This window comes from Pseudoalteromonas sp. S8-8 (assembly GCF_000497875.1).
GTDB classification, from domain to species: Bacteria; Pseudomonadota; Gammaproteobacteria; order Enterobacterales; family Alteromonadaceae; genus Pseudoalteromonas; species Pseudoalteromonas arctica.
On record NZ_AUTR01000041.1, the window covers coordinates 1 to 26,923 of the forward strand.

The 26,923-nt window shown below is 39.0% G+C and carries 22 protein-coding genes, 2 tRNA genes and 1 pseudogene; 13 read left to right on the top strand and 12 right to left on the bottom strand.

What is annotated here, in order from left to right; translation table 11 throughout:
* Positions 1 to 80: 80 nt before the first annotated feature.
* On the top strand, positions 81 to 1,412 hold the full coding sequence (locus L659_RS0114270; protein ID WP_024589925.1) for an IS4 family transposase: 1,332 nt from the start codon (positions 81 to 83) through the stop codon (positions 1,410 to 1,412).
* A gap of 50 nt (positions 1,413 to 1,462) precedes the next feature.
* Here the strand turns inward: L659_RS0114270 and L659_RS0114275 are convergent, their stop codons facing one another.
* Complete coding sequence (locus tag L659_RS0114275; protein WP_024590989.1) at positions 1,463 to 2,989, bottom strand: fumarate hydratase; 1,527 nt, start codon at positions 2,987 to 2,989, stop codon at positions 1,463 to 1,465.
* A 155-nt stretch (positions 2,990 to 3,144) separates the two neighbouring features.
* Here L659_RS0114275 and pabB point away from each other — a divergent pair, with 155 nt between their 5' ends.
* The 3 genes from pabB to L659_RS0114290 all read left to right on the top strand — a co-directional run bounded on the left by pabB (position 3,145) and on the right by L659_RS0114290 (position 6,565).
* Positions 3,145 to 4,503, top strand: coding sequence for an aminodeoxychorismate synthase component I (pabB, locus tag L659_RS0114280; protein WP_024590990.1), 1,359 nt, complete (start codon positions 3,145 to 3,147; stop codon positions 4,501 to 4,503).
* A 6-nt stretch (positions 4,504 to 4,509) separates the two neighbouring features.
* Positions 4,510 to 5,085: an NUDIX hydrolase gene (locus L659_RS0114285; protein WP_024590991.1), complete on the top strand. Its 576-nt coding sequence runs from the start codon at positions 4,510 to 4,512 to the stop codon at positions 5,083 to 5,085.
* Between the two features lie 103 nt (positions 5,086 to 5,188).
* The gene (locus L659_RS0114290; protein WP_024590992.1) at positions 5,189 to 6,565 is read left to right on the top strand and encodes an L-serine ammonia-lyase; all 1,377 of its coding nucleotides are present in this window, start codon (positions 5,189 to 5,191) and stop codon (positions 6,563 to 6,565) included.
* A 77-nt stretch (positions 6,566 to 6,642) separates the two neighbouring features.
* Here L659_RS0114290 and cysB read toward each other — a convergent pair whose 3' ends face one another.
* Complete coding sequence (gene cysB, locus L659_RS0114295) at positions 6,643 to 7,620, bottom strand: HTH-type transcriptional regulator CysB (RefSeq protein WP_002961670.1); 978 nt, start codon at positions 7,618 to 7,620, stop codon at positions 6,643 to 6,645.
* 324 nt (positions 7,621 to 7,944) lie between these two features.
* Between cysB and L659_RS0114300 the strand changes: the two genes are divergently transcribed.
* Positions 7,945 to 8,703 (top strand): hypothetical protein, encoded by a 759-nt coding sequence (locus tag L659_RS0114300; RefSeq protein ID WP_024590993.1) that lies wholly within the window; start codon positions 7,945 to 7,947, stop codon positions 8,701 to 8,703.
* A 75-nt stretch (positions 8,704 to 8,778) separates the two neighbouring features.
* On the opposite strand, the gene L659_RS0114310 is transcribed toward L659_RS0114300, so the two are convergent.
* Positions 8,779 to 10,071 carry an NCS2 family permease gene (locus L659_RS0114310; protein WP_010555089.1) on the bottom strand — a complete coding sequence of 431 codons (1,293 nt, stop codon included), beginning with the start codon at positions 10,069 to 10,071 and terminating at the stop codon, positions 8,779 to 8,781.
* A gap of 118 nt (positions 10,072 to 10,189) precedes the next feature.
* Between L659_RS0114310 and L659_RS0114315 the strand changes: the two genes are divergently transcribed.
* The 3 genes from L659_RS0114315 (at position 10,190) to L659_RS0114325 (ending at position 11,905) form a co-directional block, all read left to right on the top strand.
* A complete protein-coding gene (locus L659_RS0114315) occupies positions 10,190 to 10,654 on the top strand; it encodes a tetratricopeptide repeat protein (RefSeq protein WP_007583707.1) in 465 nt (154 codons plus the stop codon).
* A gap of 298 nt (positions 10,655 to 10,952) precedes the next feature.
* Complete coding sequence (locus tag L659_RS0114320) at positions 10,953 to 11,387, top strand: SulA-like leucine-rich domain-containing protein (protein WP_007583705.1); 435 nt, start codon at positions 10,953 to 10,955, stop codon at positions 11,385 to 11,387.
* 38 nt (positions 11,388 to 11,425) lie between these two features.
* Complete coding sequence (locus tag L659_RS0114325; RefSeq protein ID WP_010555087.1) at positions 11,426 to 11,905, top strand: YchJ family protein; 480 nt, start codon at positions 11,426 to 11,428, stop codon at positions 11,903 to 11,905.
* Positions 11,906 to 11,979: 74 nt separating this feature from the next.
* Here the strand turns inward: L659_RS0114325 and L659_RS0114330 are convergent, their stop codons facing one another.
* From L659_RS0114330 to L659_RS0114340, 3 genes are all read right to left on the bottom strand, one after another.
* Positions 11,980 to 12,897 carry a diguanylate cyclase gene (locus L659_RS0114330; RefSeq protein ID WP_024590994.1) on the bottom strand — a complete coding sequence of 306 codons (918 nt, stop codon included), beginning with the start codon at positions 12,895 to 12,897 and terminating at the stop codon, positions 11,980 to 11,982.
* Positions 12,898 to 13,090: 193 nt separating this feature from the next.
* Positions 13,091 to 13,393 carry a DUF6172 family protein gene (locus L659_RS0114335; RefSeq protein WP_002961433.1) on the bottom strand — a complete coding sequence of 101 codons (303 nt, stop codon included), beginning with the start codon at positions 13,391 to 13,393 and terminating at the stop codon, positions 13,091 to 13,093.
* 179 nt (positions 13,394 to 13,572) lie between these two features.
* On the bottom strand, positions 13,573 to 14,100 hold the full coding sequence (locus tag L659_RS0114340; RefSeq protein ID WP_024590995.1) for a VC2046/SO_2500 family protein: 528 nt from the start codon (positions 14,098 to 14,100) through the stop codon (positions 13,573 to 13,575).
* Positions 14,101 to 14,212: 112 nt separating this feature from the next.
* Here L659_RS0114340 and L659_RS0114345 point away from each other — a divergent pair.
* Both L659_RS0114345 and L659_RS0114350 read left to right on the top strand, forming a co-directional pair.
* Positions 14,213 to 14,297, top strand: a tRNA-Tyr gene (locus tag L659_RS0114345).
* A gap of 49 nt (positions 14,298 to 14,346) precedes the next feature.
* Positions 14,347 to 14,431 (top strand) — tRNA-Tyr (locus L659_RS0114350).
* A 69-nt stretch (positions 14,432 to 14,500) separates the two neighbouring features.
* On the opposite strand, the gene L659_RS0114355 is transcribed toward L659_RS0114350, so the two are convergent.
* Positions 14,501 to 15,133, bottom strand: a complete 633-nt coding sequence (locus L659_RS0114355; RefSeq protein WP_237715144.1) for a M48 family metallopeptidase — start codon at positions 15,131 to 15,133, stop codon at positions 14,501 to 14,503.
* 344 nt (positions 15,134 to 15,477) lie between these two features.
* Here L659_RS0114355 and L659_RS0114360 point away from each other — a divergent pair, with 344 nt between their 5' ends.
* Positions 15,478 to 18,810 carry an MHYT domain-containing protein gene (locus tag L659_RS0114360; RefSeq protein ID WP_024590997.1) on the top strand — a complete coding sequence of 1,111 codons (3,333 nt, stop codon included), beginning with the start codon at positions 15,478 to 15,480 and terminating at the stop codon, positions 18,808 to 18,810.
* A 3-nt stretch (positions 18,811 to 18,813) separates the two neighbouring features.
* Positions 18,814 to 19,806, top strand: coding sequence for a response regulator (locus L659_RS0114365; protein ID WP_007581075.1), 993 nt, complete (start codon positions 18,814 to 18,816; stop codon positions 19,804 to 19,806).
* Here L659_RS0114365 and L659_RS0114370 read toward each other — a convergent pair.
* Together L659_RS0114370 and L659_RS0114375 are read right to left on the bottom strand one after the other, a co-directional pair.
* Positions 19,803 to 20,243 carry a VOC family protein gene (locus L659_RS0114370; RefSeq protein WP_024590998.1) on the bottom strand — a complete coding sequence of 147 codons (441 nt, stop codon included), beginning with the start codon at positions 20,241 to 20,243 and terminating at the stop codon, positions 19,803 to 19,805. The two genes, L659_RS0114365 and L659_RS0114370, sit on opposite strands and share 4 nt — an antisense overlap.
* 1 nt (position 20,244) lies before the next feature.
* Entirely contained in the window at positions 20,245 to 20,976 is a 732-nt protein-coding gene (locus tag L659_RS0114375; protein ID WP_206007901.1) for an HD domain-containing protein, read from the bottom strand.
* Between the two features lie 64 nt (positions 20,977 to 21,040).
* On the opposite strand from L659_RS0114375, the gene L659_RS0114380 reads away from it, so the two are divergent.
* The gene (locus L659_RS0114380; protein WP_007581068.1) at positions 21,041 to 22,231 is read left to right on the top strand and encodes a class I SAM-dependent methyltransferase; all 1,191 of its coding nucleotides are present in this window, start codon (positions 21,041 to 21,043) and stop codon (positions 22,229 to 22,231) included.
* A gap of 30 nt (positions 22,232 to 22,261) precedes the next feature.
* Here L659_RS0114380 and L659_RS0114385 read toward each other — a convergent pair whose 3' ends face one another.
* The 3 genes and pseudogenes from L659_RS0114385 to hrpA form a co-directional block, all read right to left on the bottom strand.
* Positions 22,262 to 22,558, bottom strand: coding sequence for a PilZ domain-containing protein (locus tag L659_RS0114385; protein ID WP_007581065.1), 297 nt, complete (start codon positions 22,556 to 22,558; stop codon positions 22,262 to 22,264).
* A 9-nt stretch (positions 22,559 to 22,567) separates the two neighbouring features.
* Complete coding sequence (locus L659_RS0114390) at positions 22,568 to 22,948, bottom strand: response regulator (RefSeq protein ID WP_007581064.1); 381 nt, start codon at positions 22,946 to 22,948, stop codon at positions 22,568 to 22,570.
* Between the two features lie 75 nt (positions 22,949 to 23,023).
* A pseudogene (gene hrpA, locus L659_RS01000000123020) lies at positions 23,024 to 26,915 on the bottom strand (ATP-dependent RNA helicase HrpA).
* Positions 26,916 to 26,923: the final 8 nt, after the last annotated feature.

Genomic DNA, 26,923 nt, shown 5'->3' on the forward strand with positions numbered 1-26,923 from the left:
TAATGCAGATCGTTTAAGCTAATTGAACGATCTTTCAAAGGGCTCATAATAGGCTACAACAGAAGTTGTGGCCTATTTTTATGTCTGAATTTATTAAAGAATTACACCTTACGACTGAGTTTTGCCAAGATCGTGATATTGATTCGTTCACTAAGCACATTCCCCTTGAGTGGATTGAAGAAGCTGTTACCCAAACAGGAAGAGCCTCTGTACGCAAACGACGCTTCCCCGCCGAACAAGCCGCTTGGCTTGTGTTAGGAATTGGTTTATTAAGAAACCGCTCAATATCTGAAGTCTGTGACAAACTAGAGCTCGCTTTTCCTGACGCTAAAGGAGAGCTTCCACCATTGGCGACCAGCAGTATTATAAAAGGGAAAGAAAAGCTAGGCGCAGCGCCTATGAAACACCTTTTTAAACATACAGCAACGCAGTGGGAGCAGTCGCAAACTTTTGATGACGTGTGTGGTTTAAAGCTGCTAAGCGTTGACGGTACACAATTTAAAACCCAAGATACGCCGAGTAACCGTCATTTTGGCTATGCTCAATCGACAACGAACTTCCCCTCAGTACTTGCTGTAACCTTGATGTCGACAAGAACGCATTTAATATCCGATGCAGCGTTTGGCCCCATTACTCAAAGTGAAATTCATTATGCTCAACAGCTTGTTGGCTCAGCACCTGAACATTCACTAACTCTATTTGATAGAGGTTTCTTTTCGGCTGAACTATTCACGAGCTGGCAAGGTGTTAGCGAAAATCATCATTGGCTTACGCCCATCAAAAGTAAAATGCGCTATGAAATAACGGAATCATTTAGCGATTACGACCACTTAATAACAATGCCTATTTCGCCACAAGCTAAAAAATCAGCCCCTTACCTAGGTGATACATGGCAAGCAAGGCTTATTCAAATTCCGACACCTAAAGGTGAAATAAAAGGATTCATCACCTCATGCGCCTGTCCAGAAAAGTACCCGCTGAAAGCGCTACTCGATGTTTATTGGCAACGATGGGAAATAGAGCGAGGATATGGTGAGCTCAAGCAATATCAATTATCTAATAAGCCAGCGCTACGGAGCTTGAAACAGGAAGGTATTTATCAAGAGCTCTGGGGTATTCTGACGTCATACAATATCGTGAGACTTGAAATGGCAGAGATGGCTAAAGCCCATAAAGTGGAGCCATTACGCATCAGTTTCATAAACGCATTATACCTAATACAAGACGAGTTTTTATGGTGCTCAGGTCGAAGCCCCGGGACAATCCCTAAAAAGCTAAAAGAACTACGTGAAAACGGTAAACGGCTAATATTACCGGAGAAAAGAAAGCGAAAAGCTTATCCGCGAACGGTGCTCGCAAAGACACAAAAATATCCAGTTAGGTATAAACGAAAAAACACCACTCGTTCTTAAACGAGTGGTGTTAAGCACTAGGCTCGCTTTTTAAAAATACAAAACGTACGTTATTTTAGCTTGCTATCAAGCTCTTCTATTTTAGCTTTCCAGATTGCAGGGCCTTGTGTATGCGCATTGGCGCCTTCACTGTCTACTGCAACGGTCACTGGCATATTTTCTACTTCAAATTCATAAATAGCTTCCATACCTAAATCTTCAAAAGCAACTACGCGTGCTTTTTTAATCGCTTTAGATACTAAGTAAGCTGCGCCGCCTACAGCCATCAAATAAACAGATTTATGCTCTTTAATAGACTCAACCGTTGCAGGGCCACGTTCAGCTTTACCAATCATGCCTACAATGCCTGTTTTTTCTAGCATCATATCGGTGAATTTATCCATGCGAGTAGCTGTTGTAGGGCCTGCAGGACCAACTGCTTCATCGCGTACCGCGTCTACTGGTCCAACGTAATAAATAAATTTATTATCAAAGTCTACGCCTTTTGGTAAACCTTCACCTGAATTGATCATATCTTGCAGACGTTTATGCGCTGCATCACGACCTGTTAAAATAGTGCCCGAAAGTAAAACAGTTTCACCCATTTTCCATTCTTGAACATCTTTTTTAGTCAGTGTATTTAAGTCAACACGACGTGTGCCTTCGCCCACTTCAAATGTTACTTGTGGCCAATCTTCTAGCTTAGGTGCTTTTAAATTAGCAGGGCCAGAACCGTCAAGTGTAAAATGTACATGGCGAGTTGCCGCACAGTTAGGGATCATTACTACAGGTTTTGAAGCTGCATGCGTTGGTGCTGTTTTAATTTTAACATCAACAACCGTTGTTAAACCGCCTAAGCCTTGTGCGCCAATACCTAATTTATTAGCACGGTCAAAAATTTCTAAACGCAGTTTTTCTTCAGTCGTTTCTGCGCCGCGTTCCATTAGTTCATGGATATCAACCGGATCCATTAACGACTCTTTAGCCATTACTGCCGCTTTTTCAGCCGTACCACCAATACCTATACCTAGCATGCCTGGCGGACACCAACCAGCACCCATTGTTGGTAGTGTTTTTTCTACCCATTCAGCAACATCATCTGACGGGTTTAACATAACCATTTTACTTTTGTTTTCAGAGCCGCCGCCTTTAGCCGCAACCATTACTTCTACTTTACCACCAGCCACTAAATCAATATGCACAACCGAAGGCGTATTATCTTTCGTGTTTTTACGCGTGCCAGCAGGGTCTGCAACAATAGATGCACGTAAAGGGTTATCTGGATTCAAATATGCACGACGAGTACCTTCATCAACCATTTGTTGAACGGTTAAATCTGTTTTATCCCACTTAACATCCATACCTACTTTAACAAAACAGGTAATAATACCGGTATCTTGGCAAAGTGGACGCTTGCCTTCAGCCGACATGCGTGAGTTAATTAAAATTTGTGCAATGGCGTCTTTAGCCGCTTTACTTTGTTCTTTGTTGTAAGCTTTTTCGAGAGCTTGAACAAAATCAAGTGGGTGATAGAACGAAATATATTGCAATGCATCTTCAATGCTATCAATAAAGTCTTGCTGACAAATTGTACTCATAGTGGTTCCTTAAGTTACCGTTACGCGTTGTCGCGTAATCTAAATCAAACCGGTGACGGTGGTTTGCACTGTTTTTTACAGCTTAGTGCTGCCAAAAAATTTGACTTATGATACCCTCCCAGCCCGTTTCGAGCCAGTTCTTAAAGGGGCAGTAAATGCTAAACAATAAAAAAAATTGTATTAAATTAGGCATAACACAAAACTGCATTGACGTTTTTGCGCATTTTTCACATTTGCCTTATGCAATTCTATTAGATTCTGCAAATAGTAATCATATAAACAGCCGTTTTGATATTATTGCCATTGAGCCGCAAAGTACCCTTGAAGTAAAAAATAATAAAAGCTTTTTAAATAATATGGAAAGTAGTGATAACTGCTTTGAAATTATGAATAATGAGCTTTCGCATCTTGATAAAACAAAAGCCGATTACGATTTACCCTTTAACGGCGGCTGGCTTGGCTACTTTGGCTACGACCTAGGCCGTACAATTGAAAACATCCCCACTCGTGCTATCGAAGATATTAATCTTCCCCAAATGGCTATTGGCCTTTACTTAGATGCCCTTATTTACGACAAGCAGCAACAAAGCTGGTTTTATGTATCGCAGCCAAACACCGATCGATTAGCGCTTTATGAGCAATACTTAAATACACACGCTAACTCCCAAGTTAATACGCAGTCCTTTGCCCTAAACAGCGACTGGCAATCAAATATGAGCGAAACGGAATACGCTGCAAAGTTTGCCCAAATTGAGGAGTATTTAAAAAGTGGCGATTGTTACCAAATTAATTTAGCGCAGCGCTTTAACGCTCAGTTTGAAGGCTCCCCTTGGGCAGCTTATATTAAACTGCGTGAGGCAAATAAAGCGCCGTTTTCAAGCTTTATAAATCACCCTCAAGGAGCTATTTTATCAATTTCTCCTGAGCGCTTTATATCTGTAAACAATAACGTTGTAGAAACCAAGCCTATTAAAGGAACACTGCCGAGAAAAGCAGATGCACTAGAGGATCAACAACAAGCGAAAATACTCGCAGCATCAGCTAAAGATCGCGCTGAAAATGTAATGATTGTTGATTTACTACGTAACGACTTAGGCAAAGTAGCAAAACCTGGCAGCGTTCACGTCCCTTCGCTTTTTGCTATTGAAAGCTTTCCGGCAGTGCATCATTTAGTAAGCACGGTCACCTCAGAACTTGATGAAGGTAAAACAGCGGTCGATCAGCTAAAAGCGGCTTTTCCGGGTGGCTCAATCACCGGTGCGCCAAAAATTAGAGCGATGGAAATAATTGAAGAATTAGAACCGCATCGCCGCAGCATTTATTGTGGTTCAATTGGTTATTTAAGTGCATGTGGAAATATGGATACGAGTATCACTATTCGCACATTGGTGTGCCACAAAGCGCAAATTTACTGCTGGGCAGGTGGCGGAATAGTCGCTGATTCTAAAGTCGAATTGGAATATCAAGAAACTTACGATAAAGTAAATAAAATCCTCCCTTTATTAAAACAGTAGGTCGCTTTGAATAGTGAACACATTATGGCGCGGTTTCTGTTAAGCCCTACAGCTGCGCCAAATCAGTTAAAAGACACACGTAAAAAACGCGCTAGCGCTGTTATGCTGCCAATTATTGATATAGATAACCATGCACATATTTTACTGTGTAAACGCCCTACTTATTTACACCATCACCCTGGGGAGATTTGTTTGCCCGGAGGCAAGTTTGAAGTAAGCGACATTACCCTTCGCACCACAGCACTTCGCGAACTAAAAGAAGAGCTAAATATTGCCCAAAGCAACGTTAATGTATTAGGTCACTTACCTGAGTATTCAACCTTAACGGGTTTTAGTATTAGCCCCTATGTGGGTTTACTCAAAAAAAACACCACCTGGGAAAATGACTATAATGAAGTACAAGCGAGCTTTTTGCTCTCTGTTACTGAATTAAATAACGAAGCTAACTGGCAACCCTTACCTTTTCAACGATTTGGGAAAACGGTTATTTTGCAAGGTTTTAAAACGCCGCATGGTTTACTTTGGGGTGCGACTGCAAGCATTATAAAAAACTTTACAAAACAACTCGCCTTACCAGTTTAAATCTTCGTTATTAGTAGTTACACAATCACAATTCCACGTTATCATGCTCGACCGTTCAAAGAGCAGCTTCGTGCTGATAAAACAAAGTAGAGACACACACATTATGATCAGTGCATTTGATATGTTTAGCATTGGTATTGGCCCTTCGTCATCACACACCGTTGGCCCAATGCGCGCATCACGCTTATTTGTTAATGACCTACAAGAACAACAATTATTAGCAAATGTTACCGATATTAAAGTAGAGCTTTATGGCTCTCTTGGTCAAACAGGTGTTGGCCATGGCTCGGGTAAAGCCGTAATTCTTGGTTTAGCCGGTTACGATCCTGAAACAATTGATGCCGATTTAGTCGACGACATTTTAGCGACCATTGAAAAAGATCAGGTTATTTATTTAAACAAAACACATAAAGCCAAATTCCCAAAACAAGGTGCTATTGTTTTTCATCGTCGTAAAACACTGCCTAAGCATTCTAATGCAATGGAAATTATCGCCTCAAACAACGGCGAAAAAATTTACAGCAAAGTATATTACTCTATTGGCGGTGGCTTCATTGTTACCGACGAAGAGTTTGAAAACGAAAAACAAGCAGCCCTCGATATTAGAGAAGAAAATCCAGCCCCCTTCCCATTTGGTAGCGCAAAAGAACTACTAGAGATGTGTAAAGAGTCTGGGTTTAGTGTTTCTACCTTGATGATGAAAAACGAAAAAACACTGCGCACTGAAGACGAAGTAAAAGACACATTGTTCCATATTTGGAAAGTAATGATGGCTTGTATTGACCGTGGTATGCGCACCGAAGGTATTTTACCTGGCGGCTTAAAAGTAAAACGCCGTGCGCCCAGCTTATACTTAAAACTAAATATAGAGGTCAGTAACGACCCGCTTCGTGCAATGGACTGGGTTGATTTATTTGCCCTTGCCGTAAACGAAGAAAACGCTGCAGGTGGCCGTGTAGTTACCGCACCAACTAATGGTGCTGCGGGTATTTTACCGGCTGTGCTTATGTACTATCACACATTTGTGAAAGAAGTAGACCGCGATATAGCCACGCGTTATTTATTAACCGCTGCTGCTATTGGTATTTTATATAAAAAGAATGCCTCTATATCGGGTGCCGAAGTAGGTTGCCAAGGTGAAGTCGGCGTTGCGTGCTCTATGGCTGCAGGCGCATTAACAGAAATTGTTGGTGGCAATGTTGTGCAAGTAGAAAACGCAGCAGAAATTGGTATGGAACATAATTTAGGCCTAACGTGCGACCCTGTTGGTGGCTTAGTACAAGTACCGTGTATTGAACGTAATGCAATGGGCGCTATTAAAGCAATTAACGCTTCACGTTTAGCTATACGTGGCAGTGGCGAGCAAAAGGTATCGCTTGATAAAGTGATTAAAACCATGCTTGAAACTGGTAACGATATGAAAACTAAATATAAAGAAACCGCTCGCGGTGGATTGGCTGTTAATATTATCGAATGTTAATCAGCTCGCTATAAAAAGAAAAAGCCGCCTATTTTTAAAATAGGCGGCTTTTTTATTATTCATTTAATGTAGTGACATTATTTAACGGGTAACTCTATATCTGCAAATAACTTATCTACGTCATCTTGGTTACGTAATAAGCTTGCTCGCTCTACTCGCTCTTTAGTTAAGTGCGGTGCAAAACGTTCGATAAAATCATACATATAAGTACGTAAAAAGCTGCCCTTTCTAAAACCAATTTTGGTCGTACTAGCTTCAAATAAGTGGCTTGCATCAATACACACTAAATCGGTATCGCTCACTTGATCTATCGCCATTGAAGCAACAACACCAACTCCTAAACCCAGTCGTACGTATGTTTTTATAACATCAGCATCGGTTGCGGTAAATACAATGTGTGGTTCAAGCCCGTGTGCGCTAAACGCTTTATCTAACTCTGAGCGGCCCGTAAAACCAAATACATATGTAATGAGTGGATATTGAGCAATATCAGCAACGGTTAAACTATTTGCCTTTTTAGCCAACGGATGGTCTTTAGCGACAACAATACTGCGATTCCAATGGTAGCAAGGCAGCATAACTAAATCTGAATACAAATGCAGTGCTTCTGTTGCAATAGCAAAATCGGCATCACCGCGTGCTGCAGCATCCGATATTTGCTGTGGAGTACCTTGGTGCATATGAAGCGATACCGCAGGGTATTTTTTCATAAACCCTTGAATTACGTTAGGCAAAGCATAACGAGCTTGGGTATGTGTTGTAGCAATATTTAACTTACCTTGATCAGGTAGCGTATGCTCATTAGCAACGGCTTTAATACCTTCTACTTTAGAGAGTATTTCACGAGAAATATTAATAATATCTTCGCCGGCACCGGTTACATGCGTTAAATGCTTACCACTGCGACCAAAAATTTGCACACCCAACTCATCTTCTAACATGCGTACTTGTTTAGAAATTCCTGGCTGCGAGGTAAATAAACTCTCAGCAGTCGCTGAAACATTTAATTTATGATTTTGTACTTCTACGATGTATCTGAGTTGTTGTAATTTCATGGCTGCAAATTTTAACGTTATTATTCATATTATTTATAAAGGCAATACCGCTTAAAACCAAGTGTTATTTACGTAAAATAGCACTTTAGGTCTTTAGGTGTGCAATTATCTGATTAGAGCTCAAGGCTAGCATAATAAATATGCTTCAGGTAGCGATGATTATTCAGCTTTAGTTTATAAGCCCTTAGGCTTACTGCAGTTTATAAAGAGCTCAACCTATCAATTTTTTGGTATATTTTTTAAGTTAATCGGCGCAAAGCTACCCTGTTAACGTATATTTAATGTAAGATTAAATAATTAGGTTATATATCCGAGAATTACACCATGATCGTTTCTATTATAATAGTGCTTATAGTTGCATTGATTGTGATTGCACTTTGGGTAAGTGCTGTACAACAACACAAAGAAAAACAAGAGGCAGAACGCCGTAAAGAGCTTACAAAACAAAAAGCTATAATAGAAGAAACAGAAGAGGCACTAATGAATAGTGCTAACATCCCCCTTTCTGAAAATCTAATTCGTACATTACAGCGCCGTATTTACGAAGCTTTAAATACAATGGTTACTAACTCGCAAACATCTAAAGCACTTAAAAGCCGCTTAAGTGAAGCAAAAACGCACTTATCTAATCCAGTTCAAGATAATAGCAATGAAGCTTTAACGCTACCTAGTAATGACAAACAACTTGTAGGCCTAATTCAAGGCATTAAAAAATTACGCTCAATTTTACGCTCTGAACACAGCAAAGGTCGTATTGATAGCCAAGTTTTTGTTTTAGAAGATAAACGTCTCGAAAAACTACAACTGCGTATTAATATTGAAAGCCAAATAAAACGTGGCTTATCTGCCCGCTCAGCGAGTATGGTTGGCTCAGCAAGACAGTATTTTGAAAAAGCGCAGGCAACACTCAGCGCAGTTACCTACTCTGATGAATATGTAACAACAAAACGGCTAGAAGTTGAGGGTTACTTAGAGGCAATTAGTGTTGAACTGCGAGCTTCTAATGCAAGCGCACTTAAAAAGAAAACAGAAGAAGAGCAAGACGACTTAGATATACTGTTTGCTCCTAAAAAGAAATGGTAGCGCTTTTATAAAAGCATTAAAAAAGCCTGCACAAATTAAAATTTGTGCAGGCTTTTTTGTGTTTTTTGTTAGCGATTAAGACAAAAATGCAAACTTGAAAACAAACAAGGCTGTTAATATCCAAACACTAATACTGACTTGATCTTGCTTGCCACACAAGACTTTAACCGCCGTATAAGATATAAAGCCAAGTGCAATACCGTGCGCAATCGAAAACGTTAATGGTGTCATTAGTAATACCACAGTAACAGGAATTGCATCGGTCATATCATCCCAGTTTACAAACTTTAAATTTTGCAGCATCAGAACAGCGACATATAAAATAGCACCTGCCGTAGCATAAGCCGGTACCATTTGTGCAAGCGGTGCAAAAAACATCATTAGTAAAAAGCAAATGCCTACAACTACAGCTGTTAAGCCAGTACGTCCGCCAACAGATACACCAGCAACCGATTCTATATACGATGTAGTCGTAGACGTACCTAGCATCGCACCTGCAATTGTTGCTGAGCTATCAGCACTTAATGCGCGCCCTAAACGAGGCATGTTACCTTTTTCATCAGCTAAACCTGCTTTTTGAGTTACCGCAACTAATGTACCCGAAGTATCAAAAAGATCGACAAACAAGAAAGCAAAAATAACACTCATCATTGATATATCAAAAGCGGCTGCAAAATCTAGCTGCATAAAAGTAGGCATTATTGATGGTGGCATAGCCATAACACCGTGATATTCAACAAGCCCCAAACTTAAAGCAATGCCAGTCACTAATAAGATACTAATAAGTACGCCACTTTTAAAATCGCGATATAAAAGCGCTGCAATTACAAAAAAGCTTAATATAGCCAATAACGGTCCTGGAGAAGTAATGTCGCCCAACTGCACTAATGTTGCCGGGCTTGAGACGATAATGCCTGCATTTTTAAGGGCAATTAATGCTAAAAAAGCACCTATACCCGTTGCGATTGCTCGCTTGAGCACCAGAGGTATGGCATTAATAATCCACTCTCTGACTTTAAATAAGCTTAAAAACAAAAATATACAACCCGACATAAATACAGCCCCTAACGCGGCTTGCCAGGTATAACCCATTCCTAATACGACACCATACGTAAAAAAGGCATTTAGTCCCATACCAGGCGCTAATGCTAATGGATAGTTAGCCCATAAACCCATTATAAAACAGCCTATCGCAGCTGCTATACATGTCGCTACAAATGCAGCCCCTTGATCCATCCCAGCCTCTGCGAGCATAGCCGGGTTTACAAATACAATGTATACCATAGTTATAAAGGTAGTTAGGCCAGCAACGCATTCGCGTTTAACTGTTGAATTATTTTCGCTCAGTTTAAATAAGGCTTCGAACATAATAAACTTGTGATAGTAAAAAGTGGCGAGATTTTAACATAAAAATTATCTTTTACAGGACATTTTACCTTGCTATATACTAAACTGTTAGAGTAGTTAAAATAATAAATGAACCAATATGCTTAAAACAACACCTTGTGAGCAAGACTTAGAGCAACAGCTAGATAATATTTTAGGTTTTGTTACTCAACCCGAAAATACCTCTGTGCCCGTTGATAATAAAAAAGATGAGCAAAGTACGTTAAATAAAGCCCTATATTATTTAAAAAATAATCAAGCTCCATTGGCTGCAAAATGGATGCGGCTTGCTGCAATGGCGGGAAACCATAGAGCACAGTTTTATTTAGGTTTATTCTTTGTGAAAGGTGAAGGCGTGCCACAAAGTGTATTTCATGCTGTAGCTTGGTTAAGCTTAGCAAGTAGCCAAGGGTACGCCCCTGCCACTGCAGCGGTTACAGATATACGCAAACATATCGAAACTAAGCGATTTAAAGATGCTCAATGTTATGCGGCAAGTTTGTACGAACAAATCCACCAACTCCAGTTTTCTCATATGATCCCTCGCACGAGTGAAAACACATAAGCTAACCATGATAGAAGTACTGTATGCAGTGTAAAAAAATACTGTATATGGTTACAAAGATAATCCTATACAGTATAAAACCCCAAAATGAAGACACTGCTCAAAAATTTATTTTTAGAATACCTTCTCAAAAATAATTCCATAACAAGCTGATTAATAAAGAATTATAAATCAAAAAAATAAAAACAATGATCAAAAGCTGAATAACTGTACAAATAAATAGCATAAAAGGCTTGCACGAAAGCACTGTATAAACTACTGTATATAAATACTGTATAAAAACCCAGTGAGTGAAATTATGTTACAGCCTATTACCGTAAGAACAGTTAAAAGTTACCAACAAGATGAGCAAAGCGATTGCGTGAATTTGATTCAAATTGAAGATGAAATTTCAGCGACCTTTGAGCTTTTAAAAGTATTACACCAATACAATAGCTCTAATGCATGGACGTTACTAATTGCTCCAGATCACGTACCTAGCAAAGCTTTACTTGACTCATGCTCTATTGATACAAGTAAATTACTTGTTATTAGACAAAAGCACCTAGTAAATTTAGAGTATGTATTAAATTCTGCATTACATAACGGAAACTTTGCAGCGGTAATTACCTGGACCGATATAGTTAATAACCAACTACTTACGAATCTATCGTTCGATTTAAGTAAAACGAATACAAAACTATACTGTTTTACTAAAAAGTCTCAAACAACAGAGATATCACTCGCCCAATAAGCTTGTTAAACTAATGTTTTAGACTTTGTATTATTATTATGACTTCACTCAATACCACATTATGTTTTTGCAGCAGTGGGCACAATTATGCCGATTGCTGCGAGCCGCTTCACTTATCTGTTAAACAGGCTGATTCTCCTGAACAACTTATGCGCTCACGATTCAGCGCTTATGTTATTAAAAATGCAGAATATGTTTATCAAACCTACGCAAAAGAAAAACAAGCTGAAAATCCGGTTAAAGAAATCAATGATTTTGCTAACAGCTGTCGATTTATAAATCTTGATGTAATTGGGTCAAGCCATGATGGCGATACCGGTACTGTAGAATTTAAAGCCCAATATTTTTATCAAAACTTATTTTGTGAGCTTCACGAAAAATCGCAGTTTATTAAAGAAAACACTCAATGGCGTTATTTAGATGGCACTATATATCCTGTTGAAGATATTAAAGTGGGCAGAAATGATGACTGCCCATGTGGTAGCAATAAAAAGTACAAAAAATGTCATAGCGTGTAATAAATAATCTTATTTAATATTTATCACCTACAAGGTGTTTTTAAGTGGCAAAGTGATTTATTAGCTAGCTAAACTTAAAAACACACTTGGTTACGGCCTTGCATATTGGACTCATACATTTTTTCATCTGCGATCTGCAAGGTGTTTTTGTTATTTACGTACGGTTGTAGGGTTGCACCGCCAATACTAATAGTCACAAAGTCATATTCTGAATATCTGTGTAATATTCCTAAATCGACCACATTTTGTTTAATTTTATCAGCAACACAAATTGCACCTTCAGTGCTTGTATGCGGTAGAACAACTACAAACTCTTCGCCGCCGTAACGCGCAACAAAATCGGTTGGCCTTTGCAAACTATTAGTAATAGTTTGTGCAACAAGGTTTAAAACCGTATCGCCTTGCACATGACCATAAAGATCGTTGTATTGCTTAAAGTAGTCTATATCGATGAGTAATAGTGCGTAGTCGACTTTTTCTCGTAAGGCGCTTCGTTCCATTTTAGAAAAATGCGCATCAAAATAACGACGATTGAATACCTTTGTTAAATCATCTAGAAATACTTTTTGATTGAGTAAGTCATGTTGAAGTTTCATCGTAATATGGGCGCGCACTCTTCTATATAAAGTTTCCGAGTTAGTTGGTTTCTTTATAAAATCTACAGCTCCGGCTTCCCAGCACTCTTCTTCTTGATTTTCAGATGAGGTTACAAAAATAACGGGGATATCTTGTGTTTCAGATATATTTTTTAATTTTAGACATGTTTCAATACCACTCATTCCTTCCATATTAATATCGAGTAGTATTATATCTGGCGGATTATGTTTACAAATTTCAATCGCATCCTCACCACAGCTCGTTGTTGTTACACTAAAATGCTCTGATAATATTTTTTTTAATACAATTAAGCTTAATAGCTGATCGTCAACGACAAGTACCTTAGAGCTCTTTAAGCTTAATTTCAATTGGTGGTCAGAGTAATTTATAGGCATGGTACAACTGTTTTGTTTTTTTAATTAAACACACCCTATATCACTATATTTTGTTATGCAAATGTTAATAAATTAAAATTCTACTTATTAGTTACTAATAAAAATGATTTATGGTGAATCTTTAATGCATAAAAACAAAAAATGAGCCACTTGGGCTCATTTTAAAACTTCGAACACTTAATTAAATTAAGTGTTATTCGTCATCATCTAAATCTAACTGTTGACGTTGAGCAGGTCGAGCTAAAATCTCTACATAGAAAGAGGTCAAACCTTGCTTTTCAATTTCGCCAATTTGGTTACTTAATTCAGCAACGTGCACAACTTGCGCATCTTCAGCTGTGTTACCAAACTTACAGTCAAATGCCCAATAGTCAGCATCTTCAGGTAGCGTTTTATTACGCTCTCTTTTCAAATATTTTTTCACTTCGTGCTTTGCAGCATCAACCATACGAGGGTATTTGATTTTCTCGTGATTTAGCGTGAATGTTTTCTTCATTACGTTCCTAATTACCTTGGTTTAATGATAATGGCATTTCATGTCATACCATTTGACGCCATTATAGCAATTGCATTTAATTTTTGGATGCTTTTTTTTCATTAAATCAATTATTAGCAAATATATAAAGCAGACCCGTTGTAAAGCATATATTAACTGGTGATTATTACAATCATATATCACACAGCAATAAGTTGAAGTGGTTGATGTATTGCATCATTATTAAGGCTGTCGTAAAAAGCAGCTGCATCTATAGGGGGATTAGCTAGTTGGGTTTGTTCGCTTTTAATTCTTCTTCTGACGGCAAGCTCACAGTTATCTATTATATTAAGTGAAATATGCTTATCATCATTTCTAATCGCAAGTGGTTCAGGGCTTAAGCATTGTCTTAACTTAATACTTGTCATACCACAGCGCGCTCCTTCTTGAGATATTAATGATGCATTAAATTGTCCAACCAACATATTATATTCATCAGGGGCTAAAAGTTGCTTTGGACCTGCGCCAAATTGCTTTCTTAACGCCTCTTCTTCTATAACTAAATTATCTGTTTCAGTTTTTGGTAAATGAAATTGACTAAAGTCGAGTGCGTCATGTGACAGCATCGCTAATAATAGTGCAAATTCGCCACGGCGATTTTCATGCACACTATTATTGAGTCTACTGTTTAACTGACTCTCTGTGATTAACAAATCATCTATTTGCATAGTCTTTAGCCGATTGTGGTAACTGATAGATATTTATCGGCTTTATTTCAATTTTCTTTAGCTTTTTTCTTTACTTAAATACGCAATTTGCTATTATCAGCGCCGTTGCATTGGAGGGGTTCCCGAGCGGCCAAAGGGATCAGACTGTAAATCTGACGGCTCAGCCTTCGCTGGTTCGAATCCAGCTCCCTCCACCACTTTTCTTACCGCTAAGTTAAGTGGGGCCAAATGCAATAAAATTAGTGTGGAGGGGTTCCCGAGCGGCCAAAGGGATCAGACTGTAAATCTGACGGCTCAGCCTTCGCTGGTTCGAATCCAGCTCCCTCCACCACTTCTCTACTATTCCTATATTCCTATATTCCTATATTCCTATATTCCTATATTCCTATATTCAGTAACATCAAAACACCCACTGTAAACTCATACCATTTTGTTTTAACCAATTAGATGATGTTTTGTAATCGGGGAAAAACGCCTCTACTCGCTGCCAAAAAGCTTTGCTATGATTTAAATACTTTAAATGGGCAAGCTCATGAACAATCACATAATCTATGGCGTGGTAAGGAGCACCTATAAGATGTAAATTAAAAGTGAGTTCTCGCTTGCTATTACAACTCCCCCACTTTCGTTTATAAACACCTATTTTTAAATCATTTGGCAACTCTTCACCCATTTGAGTACAGAAATACGCTAAACGCATCTCTATGTATGCAATAAGCTGCTCTTTTAAATAAGTCTCTAATAGCTGTCGATACTTTTGATTAGTGTTTTTAACTCGAGGAGATATTGTAATAAGTAAGTGGTCATCATACGGGGTTACTTTGGAATCTTGGCCTGAGTCCAGTTTCAAACAAATAGTTTCTGAAAAAACACTGATTTTTTTAGATTCAAAGGGGTACTGCTTAGTGTCATCAATTGACGATTGTTTTTTTAATTGTTCTGCAACCCACTCTTGTTTGTCAAATAACCAAGTATCAATGTGTTTTTTTGCGACAAAATGTGGCGCATACACAGTTACCTTTTGACTATGCACTTTTATTGCGACTGTTTTACGTCTAGTACTCTTTTTCAATTGATATTCAAACACGACCTAAACTCTAAATATTGCATCCGTTTATATAATCCATATTACCATCAATTTTAAACTCTTAAGCATAAAGTCGCACTTAACTCCTAATCCGCTTTATTATAATAAGCTATAGATTGAGCCGTCTGTTTTATTTGAATTGAAAGTTAAAACATTTTATTTACTTCAATAACAAAACAATAAATAAACTTGCTTAAAATTCGTCACTTTATGGCGCGATTAGAAATAACGGTTCATTTATTAGTAAATTAGATTAAACTTGTAAAATAAAGATTATATTTCGAGCCGTTATGCTATCAGCTTTCTTCATTACAGACCAAGATCCAAGCCTAATACTCAATGGGGTTTACGACCCTCTTCTAGTCTCAATGTCTGTATTAATAGCCATTTTTGCTGCTTTTTTTACTACTAAGCTCATTGATTTAGCAAAAGAGACTAAATTCCCTCGTTATCAACGTTTAGCAAATATAACTGCAGCAACTGTATTTTCTTCTGGTATTTGGAGTATGCACTTTATAGGTATGTTAGCTTTTTCGCTATGTACTAATATAAGCTACGATCCAACAATCACACTACTCTCTTTTCTTCCTGCTTTATTAGCATGTCAGTATGCGGTATCAATACTTGTAAATAGTGATGGAAACTTTAGAGTGCTCAGCATTTGCTCGATCTTACTAGGGGCTGGTATTGGTACAATGCATTACAGCGGTATGGCTGCAATGGAGCTTTCCCCAATGTTGCGCTATGACCCACTGACCTTTGGTCTTTCAATTTTAGTTGCCGTCGCTCTTTCGTTTATAGCGTTATATAGCCGCTTTAATCTTGAAAAATTTTTTCCAAAACTATCATACCTACAAAATAGAGCCATCAGCGCTATAATATTAGGCTTTGCTGTTGCTGCTATGCATTATATGGGCATGGCATCTACACGCTTTGTTGCAACATCTCCTCTTTTATATGACGACGCAAATGCTTCTGCTGGGCTCACTTTTGTAGCCATCGCGGTTGCAACTGCAACGATTGCCATTACAAGCGTAGTAGCGGTACTTAATGGCATGGTCAGATATAAAATGTTACTTGAAGAAAAGTCAGCCGACGAGTCTCGCTTAAACGCAATTTTAGGCACAGCCATTGATGGAATCGTAACGATTGATCACACCGGCATTATTTTAAGTTTTAACGAATCAGCCAGTAAAATTTTTGGCTGGCACGAAAATGAAGTACAAAATCATAATATTAAAATGCTAATGGATGATGCTATCGCGATGCATCACGATAGCTACCTTTCTAAAGCTAAAAATATTGATTTAGGTAAAGTAATCGGTGTTAACCGTGAAATTTTTGCAAAGCATAAAAATGGCCACTTATTCCCGATTCGTTTGGGGATTGGAGAAGTTAATCAGCCAGGGCAAAATCCTCTATACGTAGGCTTCATAACCGACTTATCAGAGCAACGAGCTTTACAAAAAAGCCTAGAAGAAAAAGAGCAAAAATACCGCTCTTTAATGGATAACATGCCAGGTGTGGCTTTTAGGTGTAAATTTGATGATAACTGGACCATGCTTTTTATCAGCCCGAGCATCAACGAGTTAACGGGTTATAACCCTAATGAATTTACTGAACATTGCATTGAATTTAACGATCTAGTTTTAAAATCAGACCAGCAACCTATTGTAGATGCCGTCACAAAAGCCGTAGAAGAAAAACGTCAGTATTCAATCGAATACAGAATTCGCCACAGAAGCGGTAAAATCTTATGGCTTTTAGATAAAGGCAGCATCGACTTTGATACCCAAGGCCAAGCAAAGTGGATTGATGGTGTTTTAGTTGATATTACAGAACGCAAAGAATATGAAGAAAAACTAGAGCAAGCTAAATTTAAAGCTGAAGAAGCTGCTTATGCAAAGCAATCTTTTATGGCTAATATGAGCCATGAAATACGCACCCCAATGAATTCTATAATAGGTTTCAGCGACTTATTAATGGATACCCCACTTGATCAAGAACAACAAAAACATTTAGTGACCGTAAATAATGCAGCGCGTTCATTACTTAGATTATTAAATGAAATTCTCGATTCCGCAAAACTAGAGCGCGGTAAGCTCACTATTGAGCCAATACACTTTAGTTTAAAGCCAGTAATAGACAGTATTATTTCTACTTTTTGGTTAGAAGCTAAAAAGAAAGATTTAGAACTTAAACTCCATATTAAAGAATCAGTAAGTGCTACTTATTACGGTGACCCAGATCGACTCAGGCAAGTACTTACTAATTTAATTGGTAATGCTATTAAGTTTACCGAAAAAGGCTCTGTTACCGTAACCGTTGGTATAACACAAAATCAGCATCTGTTTTTTGAAGTGCAAGATACCGGTATTGGTATTGCAAAAGATCGTATTCAAGCAGTGTTTCAACCTTTCGAACAAGCCGATGGTACTACTACTCGCCGCTTTGGTGGAACAGGTCTCGGTACTACCATAAGCAAACAACTTGTAGAGCTTATGGGCGGAACAATAAACTTAGTAAGTGAACTAGGTAAAGGCACCTGCTTTTACTTTTCATTGCCGCTTACTTTAGGTGACGAAACTAAAATAGATCATTTTGATGGTCTACACACACAACTGCCTGCACTTAGGGTGTTAGTAGTTGACGATATAGAACAAAATACAGAACTACTTTCTTTACTCCTGTCACGCGATCAGCATGCAGTTACCAAGGCATCTAACGGACTTGAAGCGATTAAAGTATTTGAAGAACAAGACTTTGATGTCATTTTAATGGATATACATATGCCATTGTGTGATGGCATAGAGGCAACACAAAAAATAAGAGCAATAGAAAATCAAAGACAAATTAAATACACGCCAATTATCGCGCTCACAGCCAGTGTATTACAACAAGATAAGCTTACGGCTAAAAAAGCAGGCATGAATGGCTTTGCAAATAAACCCGTCGATATAAATCAGCTAAACCAAGAAATAGCACAAGTGCTTGGTCTTGGTATTGCAAAAGAAATGGTTATATCGCAAAGCGATCCTAAAGCGCAGCATATAGATTTTGAAAAAGGGTTAGCCCTTTGGGGTTCTAAGTGTAAACAACTTACAGAGATTACTAAATTTATTAGTGACAGTAATAAACGGTTCGAAACATTATTCAGTGATAAATTATCAAACATAAAAGATGTCGATAGCACCATTCACACACTTAAAGGTGTTGCTGGTAACTTAGGCCTAATAACATTAATGAAGTTATTAACCGATTTAGAGCAAAAACAAAGTGACGCTAAAGTTATTAGTACTTTAGACGATATAAAAAACGAGCTACTTGTCATCTCACAACTGCTGTCATCTAATACTTGCGATAAGCCAAGTAGTAAGCCTGAAGATAATAGTTCTGACACGCTATCAATTGATGAAATTAAGTCACTGTGTAAGACGCTTTATCAAGATGCACAAAACGCAGAGCTAAATGATGAGCTATTAGCAAAGCTGCAACGCGGCGCACCTGCTAACTGTCAAGATGATGTTGATGCTATAGCCGAGGCCTTTGATGAATTTGATTTTGATAAAGCACACGTAATACTAGAAACCTTACTTGAAAAACTAACAAACAATGAGTATTAATTAATGGATTTTACAACAGATAGGCCACGAGTATTAATTGTTGACGATGAGCCTGCAAATCTAAAAGTAATGCGCGAAGTGTTAGGTAATCAATATCGTATGTCGTTTGCTAAATCGGGTGATGCCGCATTGGCACTACTTGAAAAAGAACTACCAAAGCTAATTTTGCTCGACATAATGATGCCAGATATGAATGGGTTTGAAGTCTGCCAGCGGGTAAAAAACAATCCTAAAACGTCTCATATCCCCATTATTTTTGTGACAGCTTTGGGGGACGAAAATGATGAATTTAAAGGTTTTGAACTTGGTGCCGTAGATTATATTACTAAGCCAATAAGCCCTGCTATTGTAAGAGCTAGAGTTAAAACTCACTTATCGCTAGTGCAAGCTGAGCAATTAAAACAAGCACATGTAGATTTAGTACAACGCCTAGGCCGTGCTGCTGAATATAAAGATACTGACACTGGCGAACATATAGTGCGTATGAGCCAATACAGCAAAGTATTAGCATTAGCGCTAGGTATGGATGAGCAAAGTGCAGAGCTTTTACGTCAAGCCGCCCCAATGCACGATGTTGGGAAAATAGGTATCCCTGATGCTATCTTACTAAAGCCAGGCAAGTTAACTTCTGAAGAGTTTGAACATATGAAGAAACACGCCATAATTGGTGCACAAATATTAGCAAATTCTTCATCGCCATTATTACAACTCGCTCATAAACTTGCTATTGAACACCACGAAAAATGGGATGGTTCAGGCTATCCTAACGGGATCAAAGGCGAAGAAATATCAATTGAAGGTAGAATTGTTGCCGTTGCTGACGTTTTTGATGCTCTGACTTCAAAACGCCCTTATAAAGAGGCATGGAGTGTAGAGAAAACAGTTTTACATATGCAAGAGCAAGCAGGAGCTCATTTTGATCCCGCTCTAATCGAACTATTTGTGAAAAAATTAGACGATATTCTTGCTATAAAAAATTCAAATCAAGAAAGCTAATTCTTTTTAGCGCTGTGAGAGCCAAGCTCAACATTTGGGTAGTAAGACTTTATATAACGATAGTCATGTGAGGTAATTTCATGGCTATTACCGCTTTCATCTTTAAAGTACATAGAAAACGTTACACCATGATCCGCTAGCACTGCTTTTATGTTTAAACCCTCAAGATGATTACGCCATTGAATAAATTGATCCCCTGAGGCCAAAAATGCAATCCCTTTACTACGCCCCTCACCTTCAAAAAGTGCTAAACGAGTTGTTGAACTAGTATCTTCAAGTGTTAAAGGGCCGCGTCCGTCCTCATCCCAAAAGGCAAGCTCGGGTACTACACTAAAACCTAAAACACGCTCATACCACTTAACGGCATCAACCAAGTTATCAACATTTAAATGGCAATGATCAATCCCAGATAATTTAGGTATGCTTGTATTATTCACGTTACTCACCTATTTCTGACTTTAATTGCTCTAAAAAGTCATGCATATACCTTGTACGTCTATTCGCTTCTGCTTTAGCAGATGGCGTATTCATACTATCGGCAATATGTAATAACTTTATAAAAAAGTGATCAAGCGTGTATGTTTTATCATCAGCCTCGCGTTCAATACAAAAAGGGTCTTCTGGGTTATACAATAACCGAGAAATTGATCCGCCTACTTTCATGCATCGACTCACTCCAATAGCGCCCAATGCATCCATTCTGTCAGCATCTTGTACTATTTGCGCTTCAACTGTTTTAATTTTTATATTTGCGCTGAAACTATGAGCGGCAATTGCATGATGAATCTCATCAAAAAGTGACTCGTCATAATTAATAGATTTTAAAAATTCCAATGCCTTATCGGCTGCCATAGTAGAGGCTTTTGCACGATCAGGGTGGTTTTTAGCCACCGCCACACAGTCGTGCATCCACGCAGCAGGTAATACAACTGACATGTTTGCCTGCTCCGCATTACATAACTGTATTGCAACGCGCACCACGCGTTCTATATGGGTAATATCGTGAGCAACATCGGCATGCACTAAAGAGGTTATAAATTCTCTACATTGTGAATTAAGTATTTTTAAATCGGGGCTTAAAACGGCGTCAGGCACTATTAGGTTCCAAAAGCTAATGAATCGATAAATTATCCGTACTTTACCGTGCTTTATGCCCACCTTGCAAAACATTCATTGTATGTTGCTCCTTGCTTGACTAAAATACAGCGCTTATTTATTACTACTGAGAAGCCTTATGTCATCTGCCGTTTACCTACAAGCTGGTCGCGATAAATCATTAAAAAGAAAACACCCTTGGTTATTTTCAAAAGCCATCAAAAAAATTAAAGGTAAACCTGGATTAGGCGACACAGTAACGATTCACGATAGCGAAGGTAAGTTTTTAGCAACTGCTGCTTACAGCCCTCACTCACAAATTCGCGCACGTGTTTGGAGCTTTGACGAAAAAGAAGTAATCGATCAAAACTTTTTTGAACGCCGTTTACGCCGCTCATTAGAAGCACGTAGCCAAGTAATAGAAGAAGGCGGATTAACAGGGTTTCGATTATGTGCTGCGGAGTCTGATTACTTACCAGGCGTTACAATCGATAAGTTTGATAACGTGTTAGTGTGTCAGCTATTAAGTGCCGGTGCTGAGCGTCATAAAGGCGAGATTGTTGGCGCGTTGATGTCTATTTTCCCAGGCTCTAGCATATACGAGCGCTCAGACGTAGAAGTACGCACTAAAGAAGGCTTAGAGCCAATAAAAGGCGCTCTTTGGGGTAATGAACCAACACAGCCGGTACTTATTGAGGAAAACGGTTTTAAAATTGAAGTCGATATAATTGATGGACATAAAACGGGCTTTTATTTAGACCAGCGCGATAGCCGCGCCGCACTTGAGCGTTTTTCAAAGGGTAAAACGGTACTTAACTGTTTTAGTTATACAGGTACATTTTCGTTGTACGCCCTGCGTGGTGGATGTGAGCATGTAACTAACGTAGATGTATCTCAACCCGCTTTAGATACAGCAAAACGTAATGTTGAACATAATAACTTAGATTTAAATAAAGTAAGTTTTGTTAAGCAGGATGTATTTAAGTTACTACGCCAATACCGCGACGAAGGTAGACAGTTTGATACCATCGTAATGGACCCACCAAAGTTTGCTGATAATAAAGCGCAGCTAACCGGTGCGTGTCGTGGTTACAAAGATATCAACATGATTGCCATGCAAATACTAAAACCAGGTGGAACATTACTAACGTTCTCATGCTCTGGTTTAATGGAACAAAACTTATTTCAAAAAGTAGTAGCCGATGCAGCACTTGATGCAGGTAAAGACCTACTTATAATGGAGCGATTAAACCAGGCAGCTGATCACCCAATTGCTGGCAGCTACCCTGAAGGCTTTTATTTGAAAGGCTTAATCTGTAAGGTTTTTTAATATCTACTATTGAGTTTAACTGGATTCAAGTTAGTTAAACTGAATGATTTCAAGACCTGCTGTTACCGTGCCATCATCTTCTTTGCTGGCACGTATTACTTTTGCTGTTGCATTTAAAGGCGCAATACTTGGGTGAGTCGAATCAATGTTCACCGTCAGTAATGTATTAGGTTCAAGTAATTCATCTAAATGAATTGATAAACCTGTTGCACTTAAATCCACGCACTCTGCGGCAAAACTTAAACCCGCTATTGGTTCTATCGTTGTTAAATTTGCAGGTGTATTGATCTGCATGCGTCTAAAATTTCGCTTATCATCAGTAAACATACGTTACCTCTAAAAAACCGTGTTAATTTCTTCCAACAAAGCACCCACTGAAAATGGCTTTACAACATATGCGTTACAACCAGCGTCAAACCCTGCTTGTTTTTCAGATGGAGACTCTAGGCCCGATACCATAACAACAGGAATATTTTTTGTTTCAGGTGTGTGTTTTAGCATTCGGCATGTATCATAACCATCAAGACCAGGCATACAAACATCAAGCAAAATTATATCTGGCGGACTCGCAATTGCCGATGCAAGACAGCTTTGTCCTGAATCTGCATAACTAACATCAAATTTCGACGCGAGTGCTGCTTTGAGCATTTCAAAATTAAAATACTCGTCGTCTACCACTAAAAGTCGCTTTGTTTTATGTTCAATCGATGAGGACATAACTATGTCACTTCCTTTTCAAAACAAAAATAAATCCTCCTATTAAGGTACTAAGCTTAATAGAAAATGCAAGTTTTATTCTATCTCTTTTATCGCATTAAGTACTCGCTTAGCCGAAATTGGGTAAGGAGTTCCAAGCGTTTGAGCAAATAGCGACACTCTAAGCTCTTGTTGCATCCAAAAAATAGCGGTTACTTCTTGTGGAATAGGCAAGCCTTTAGGCGTTTTATTAACTACTTTTTTGTACTCTTGAGCAACTTTATCCAGCTCTAGTACGCATAACCTATCACGATTTGGATCCACAGGCAGCTTTTCTAAACGTTTTTGAATCGCTTTTAAATAACGAATTAAATCCGTTATTTTATCTGCGCCATGCGCGCTCACAAAACCTTTAAATATAAGTGACTCAAGCTGTGATTTTATATCGCCATGCGCGGTTATCATGGTTAAATCAACGCGCCCTTTCATTTTTTTATGCAGTGCGTGCGCAATACTTAATACTTGCTCAACTTGCGTTGCAATCGACACAACGGCATCACCGAGCTCACCTCGTATTTGCTCTTTTACCGTTTCAAATGCTTTTTCATCGCGTATATCGCCGTGTTTCACTAATAAGCTATCAACACCTGCGGCGATACAGTCATCAATTAAATCAGCTATTTTACCAAATGGGTTAAAGTACAAACCCAGCTTTGCCTTATTCGGTAAGTTTTGTTGTAAGTACTTAATTGGCGACGGCACATTTAACAATACTAAACGGCGCAAACCTTGTTGATGTGCTTGCTGCGCTTTTGCTTCACTATCAAAAAGCTCCACTGCAGCGGCTGATTTTTTATCCACCAGCGCAGGGTATGCTTTTATTTCGTATTGACCTTGTTTTTTAACATATGACGCTGGCAGCTCACCAAAGTCCCATTGTGTTAGGTCTGATTTTTCAATGCCTTTATCGGCTACTTTAGACAGTGTTTCGGTTACTTCACCTTGCAGCTCTGCTTTAAGTTTGGCTAAATCAAGTCCACGAGCAAGTAACTTATCGTGTTCATCACGTACTTCAAACTGCAATCGTAAATGCGGTGCAAGCGCGGTTAAATCCCACGCTTCTGCATCAACTCTCACACCTGTCATTCTTAATAAGCGCATAGCTAAAGCATCAATTAAGCTACCTTGCATTGGCTCAATAGCTGCAAGTACTGCATCTGCGTAATTTGGTGCTGGCACAAAATTACGGCGAAGCGATTTAGGTAATGACTTTATAAGCCCACTTATTAGCTCATGTCTAAATGCAGGTATATGCCAGTCAAAACCACTCTCTTGTACTTGATTTAAAAGTGCTACCGGTATTTGTACCGCAACGCCATCAACTGCTTGGCCTGGGTCAAAATGATAAGCAAGCGGCAGTATAATATTGTCTTGCTGCCATGTGTCAGGGTAGTCAAACTCAGTGATATTACTTGCACCATGCTGCATTAGCTCTTCACGAGTCATGTGTAGGTAATGCTTATTTTGTTGTTTTTGTGTTTTATACCATTTTAAAAATGCAGCGCGGTTATTAATTTCTTTGGGTATTTTTTTATCGTAAAACTCAAATAACGTTTGCTCATCAACTAAAATATCACGACGACGCGACTTATTTTCCAGAACTTGAATATCTTCAATAAGCTCACTGTTAAATGCTAAAAAGCCCTCGTTTAAGCCCAGCTCTTGCTCAACTAATGCAGTGCGCACAAAAAGCTCTCGGCTCACTTTAGGGTCTATGTTGCTATAAACACAGCGGCGTTTATTTACGACAAGTAAGCCGTACAAAGTTTGCTGCTCAAACGCGATTACCGCACCTGGTTTTTTCTCCCAGTGTGGCTCTGTATAGCTACGTTTTACTAAATGCTGCGCTAATGGTTCTACCCAGTTAATGTCTATTTTTGCATTTGTGCGGGCATATAATTTACTGGTTTCTACCAGCTCCGCTGACATGATCCATTTAGGGCTCTTTTTAAATAAACCTGAACCCGGAAAAATATGAAACTGACTATTACGTGCACCTTTGTATATTTGCTTCTCATCTTTAAAGCCAATATGGCTCAGCATTCCGCTTAATAACGCTTTATGAACAAGTTCGCCATCAGCCGCTTGGCTGGTTGCTTTCATGCCCATTTCGTTACACACAGTACTTATTTGATAAACAATATCTTGCCACTCACGCAGGCGCATATAGGCTAGGAAATCTTTTTGACACAGCTTTCTAAACTGGCCGTTAGTCAGCTCGCTTTGCTGCTCTTCTAAGTAATTCCATAAGTTCAAAAAAGCGATAAAGTCTGAATCTGGGTCGTCAAAGCGACCGTGTTTTTCATTGGCTGCAGCACGTTTTTCTTGCGGGCGTTCGCGTGGATCTTGAATCGACAACGCCGCCACAATAACAATCACTTCACGCAATGCGCCAAGTTTGTGAGCTGTGAGCACCATTTTAGCTAAACGAGGGTCTACCGGTAATCGGCTGAGTTCTCTACCTGAAGCGGTTAAACTCGTTTTACTATCACGTTTGTCTGGTTTTACTGCTTGTAGTTCTTCTAATAACGATAAACCATCACTTATATTACGGCTATCTGGCGCTTGCACAAACGGAAATTGCGCCATATCACCAAGCCCGAGTGCCAACATTTGCAAAATAACTGAGGCAAGATTAGTACGCAGTATTTCAGGGTCGGTAAACTCTGGGCGCGATAAAAAATCATCCTCAGAGTACAAGCGAATACAAATACCCGCTTCAACACGTCCACAACGACCCATACGCTGATTAGCACTTGCTTGCGATATAGGTTCTATTGGNTGGCAGGCGCTGAACTTTTGTACGATAACTGTAGCGGCTTATACGCGCAGTACCTGGGTCTATGACATAACGAATACCCGGCACAGTTAGTGACGTTTCGGCTACGTTGGTCGATAAAATAATATGACGACGAGAATGTGGCGCAAATATACGGTTTTGCTCTGCGTTAGATAAGCGCGAGTAAAGTGGCAATACATCTGTGTGTTTTAAATTACGCTTGCTAAGTGCATCAGCGGTATCGCGTATTTCACGCTCACCGTTTAAAAATATCAGTATGTCACCAGGACCTTCCGCGCACAGTTCGTCAACAGCATCAAAAATACCTTGTAGCTGATCGCCCTCGGCTTCCATATCTTCTTTATTAATATCGGCCGTTGGGTTGTAACGCACATCAACAGGGAAAGTACGACCCGATACTTCTATAATGGGCGCATCATCAAAATGCTTTGAAAAGCGCTCAGGATCGATGGTTGCAGACGTAATTATTATTTTTAAATCGGGACGTTTTGGAAGTAGGTTTTTTAAGTAGCCTAAAATAAAGTCGATGTTTAAACTACGCTCGTGCGCTTCATCTATAATTATGGTGTCGTATTGGTTTAAAAAACGGTCTTGCTGAATTTCTGCCAGTAAAATACCGTCAGTCATTAGTTTAACGTACGTATTATTAGAAACCTGATCGCTAAAACGAATTTTAAAACCGACTTGCTGACCAAGTTCGCACTTCATTTCTTCAGCAATACGGTTAGCCACCGTTCGCGCTGCTAATCGGCGTGGTTGAGTATGGCCTATTAAGCCATCAACACCACGACCAAGCTCTAAACACATTTTAGGTATTTGAGTTGTTTTACCTGAGCCCGTCTCACCTGCAATAATAACCACTTGGTTATTTGCAATGGCCTCTTTAATTGTTTCCTTTTTTTGACTTACTGGCAATTGCTCAGGGTAAGTCACTTTAGGAAGGCCCGCTAAGCGTTTATCACGTAATTCTTGGCTACGGGTTATATCAGCCGCTATTTTTTCAAGCGCGTTGGCATGCTTGTTTTCATCCGTTATTTTTTTTACGCCATGTAAGCGTTTTTTGAAAATGAATTGATCTTTTTTCAAGCACGTTTTTAGCTCGCCAAACAACTGACCTAGGTTTACCACCCGCATAC

What these genes read in the sequence shown, in the direction of transcription:
- L659_RS0114270 (WP_024589925.1), top strand. Translation starts at nt 81, where the DNA reads ATGTCTGAATTTATTAAAGAATTACACCTTACGACTGAGTTTTGCCAA.
- L659_RS0114275 (WP_024590989.1), bottom strand. Translation starts at nt 2,989, where the DNA reads ATGAGTACAATTTGTCAGCAAGACTTTATTGATAGCATTGAAGATGCA.
- pabB (WP_024590990.1), top strand. Translation starts at nt 3,145, where the DNA reads ATGCTAAACAATAAAAAAAATTGTATTAAATTAGGCATAACACAAAAC.
- L659_RS0114290 (WP_024590992.1), top strand. Translation starts at nt 5,189, where the DNA reads ATGATCAGTGCATTTGATATGTTTAGCATTGGTATTGGCCCTTCGTCA.
- cysB (WP_002961670.1), bottom strand. Translation starts at nt 7,620, where the DNA reads ATGAAATTACAACAACTCAGATACATCGTAGAAGTACAAAATCATAAA.
- L659_RS0114300 (WP_024590993.1), top strand. Translation starts at nt 7,945, where the DNA reads ATGATCGTTTCTATTATAATAGTGCTTATAGTTGCATTGATTGTGATT.
- L659_RS0114310 (WP_010555089.1), bottom strand. Translation starts at nt 10,071, where the DNA reads ATGTTCGAAGCCTTATTTAAACTGAGCGAAAATAATTCAACAGTTAAA.
- L659_RS0114315 (WP_007583707.1), top strand. Translation starts at nt 10,190, where the DNA reads ATGCTTAAAACAACACCTTGTGAGCAAGACTTAGAGCAACAGCTAGAT.
- L659_RS0114320 (WP_007583705.1), top strand. Translation starts at nt 10,953, where the DNA reads ATGTTACAGCCTATTACCGTAAGAACAGTTAAAAGTTACCAACAAGAT.
- L659_RS0114325 (WP_010555087.1), top strand. Translation starts at nt 11,426, where the DNA reads ATGACTTCACTCAATACCACATTATGTTTTTGCAGCAGTGGGCACAAT.
- L659_RS0114330 (WP_024590994.1), bottom strand. Translation starts at nt 12,897, where the DNA reads ATGCCTATAAATTACTCTGACCACCAATTGAAATTAAGCTTAAAGAGC.
- L659_RS0114335 (WP_002961433.1), bottom strand. Translation starts at nt 13,393, where the DNA reads ATGAAGAAAACATTCACGCTAAATCACGAGAAAATCAAATACCCTCGT.
- L659_RS0114340 (WP_024590995.1), bottom strand. Translation starts at nt 14,100, where the DNA reads ATGCAAATAGATGATTTGTTAATCACAGAGAGTCAGTTAAACAGTAGA.
- L659_RS0114360 (WP_024590997.1), top strand. Translation starts at nt 15,478, where the DNA reads ATGCTATCAGCTTTCTTCATTACAGACCAAGATCCAAGCCTAATACTC.
- L659_RS0114365 (WP_007581075.1), top strand. Translation starts at nt 18,814, where the DNA reads ATGGATTTTACAACAGATAGGCCACGAGTATTAATTGTTGACGATGAG.
- L659_RS0114375 (WP_206007901.1), bottom strand. Translation starts at nt 20,976, where the DNA reads ATGTTTTGCAAGGTGGGCATAAAGCACGGTAAAGTACGGATAATTTAT.
- L659_RS0114380 (WP_007581068.1), top strand. Translation starts at nt 21,041, where the DNA reads ATGTCATCTGCCGTTTACCTACAAGCTGGTCGCGATAAATCATTAAAA.
- L659_RS0114385 (WP_007581065.1), bottom strand. Translation starts at nt 22,558, where the DNA reads ATGTTTACTGATGATAAGCGAAATTTTAGACGCATGCAGATCAATACA.
- L659_RS0114390 (WP_007581064.1), bottom strand. Translation starts at nt 22,948, where the DNA reads ATGTCCTCATCGATTGAACATAAAACAAAGCGACTTTTAGTGGTAGAC.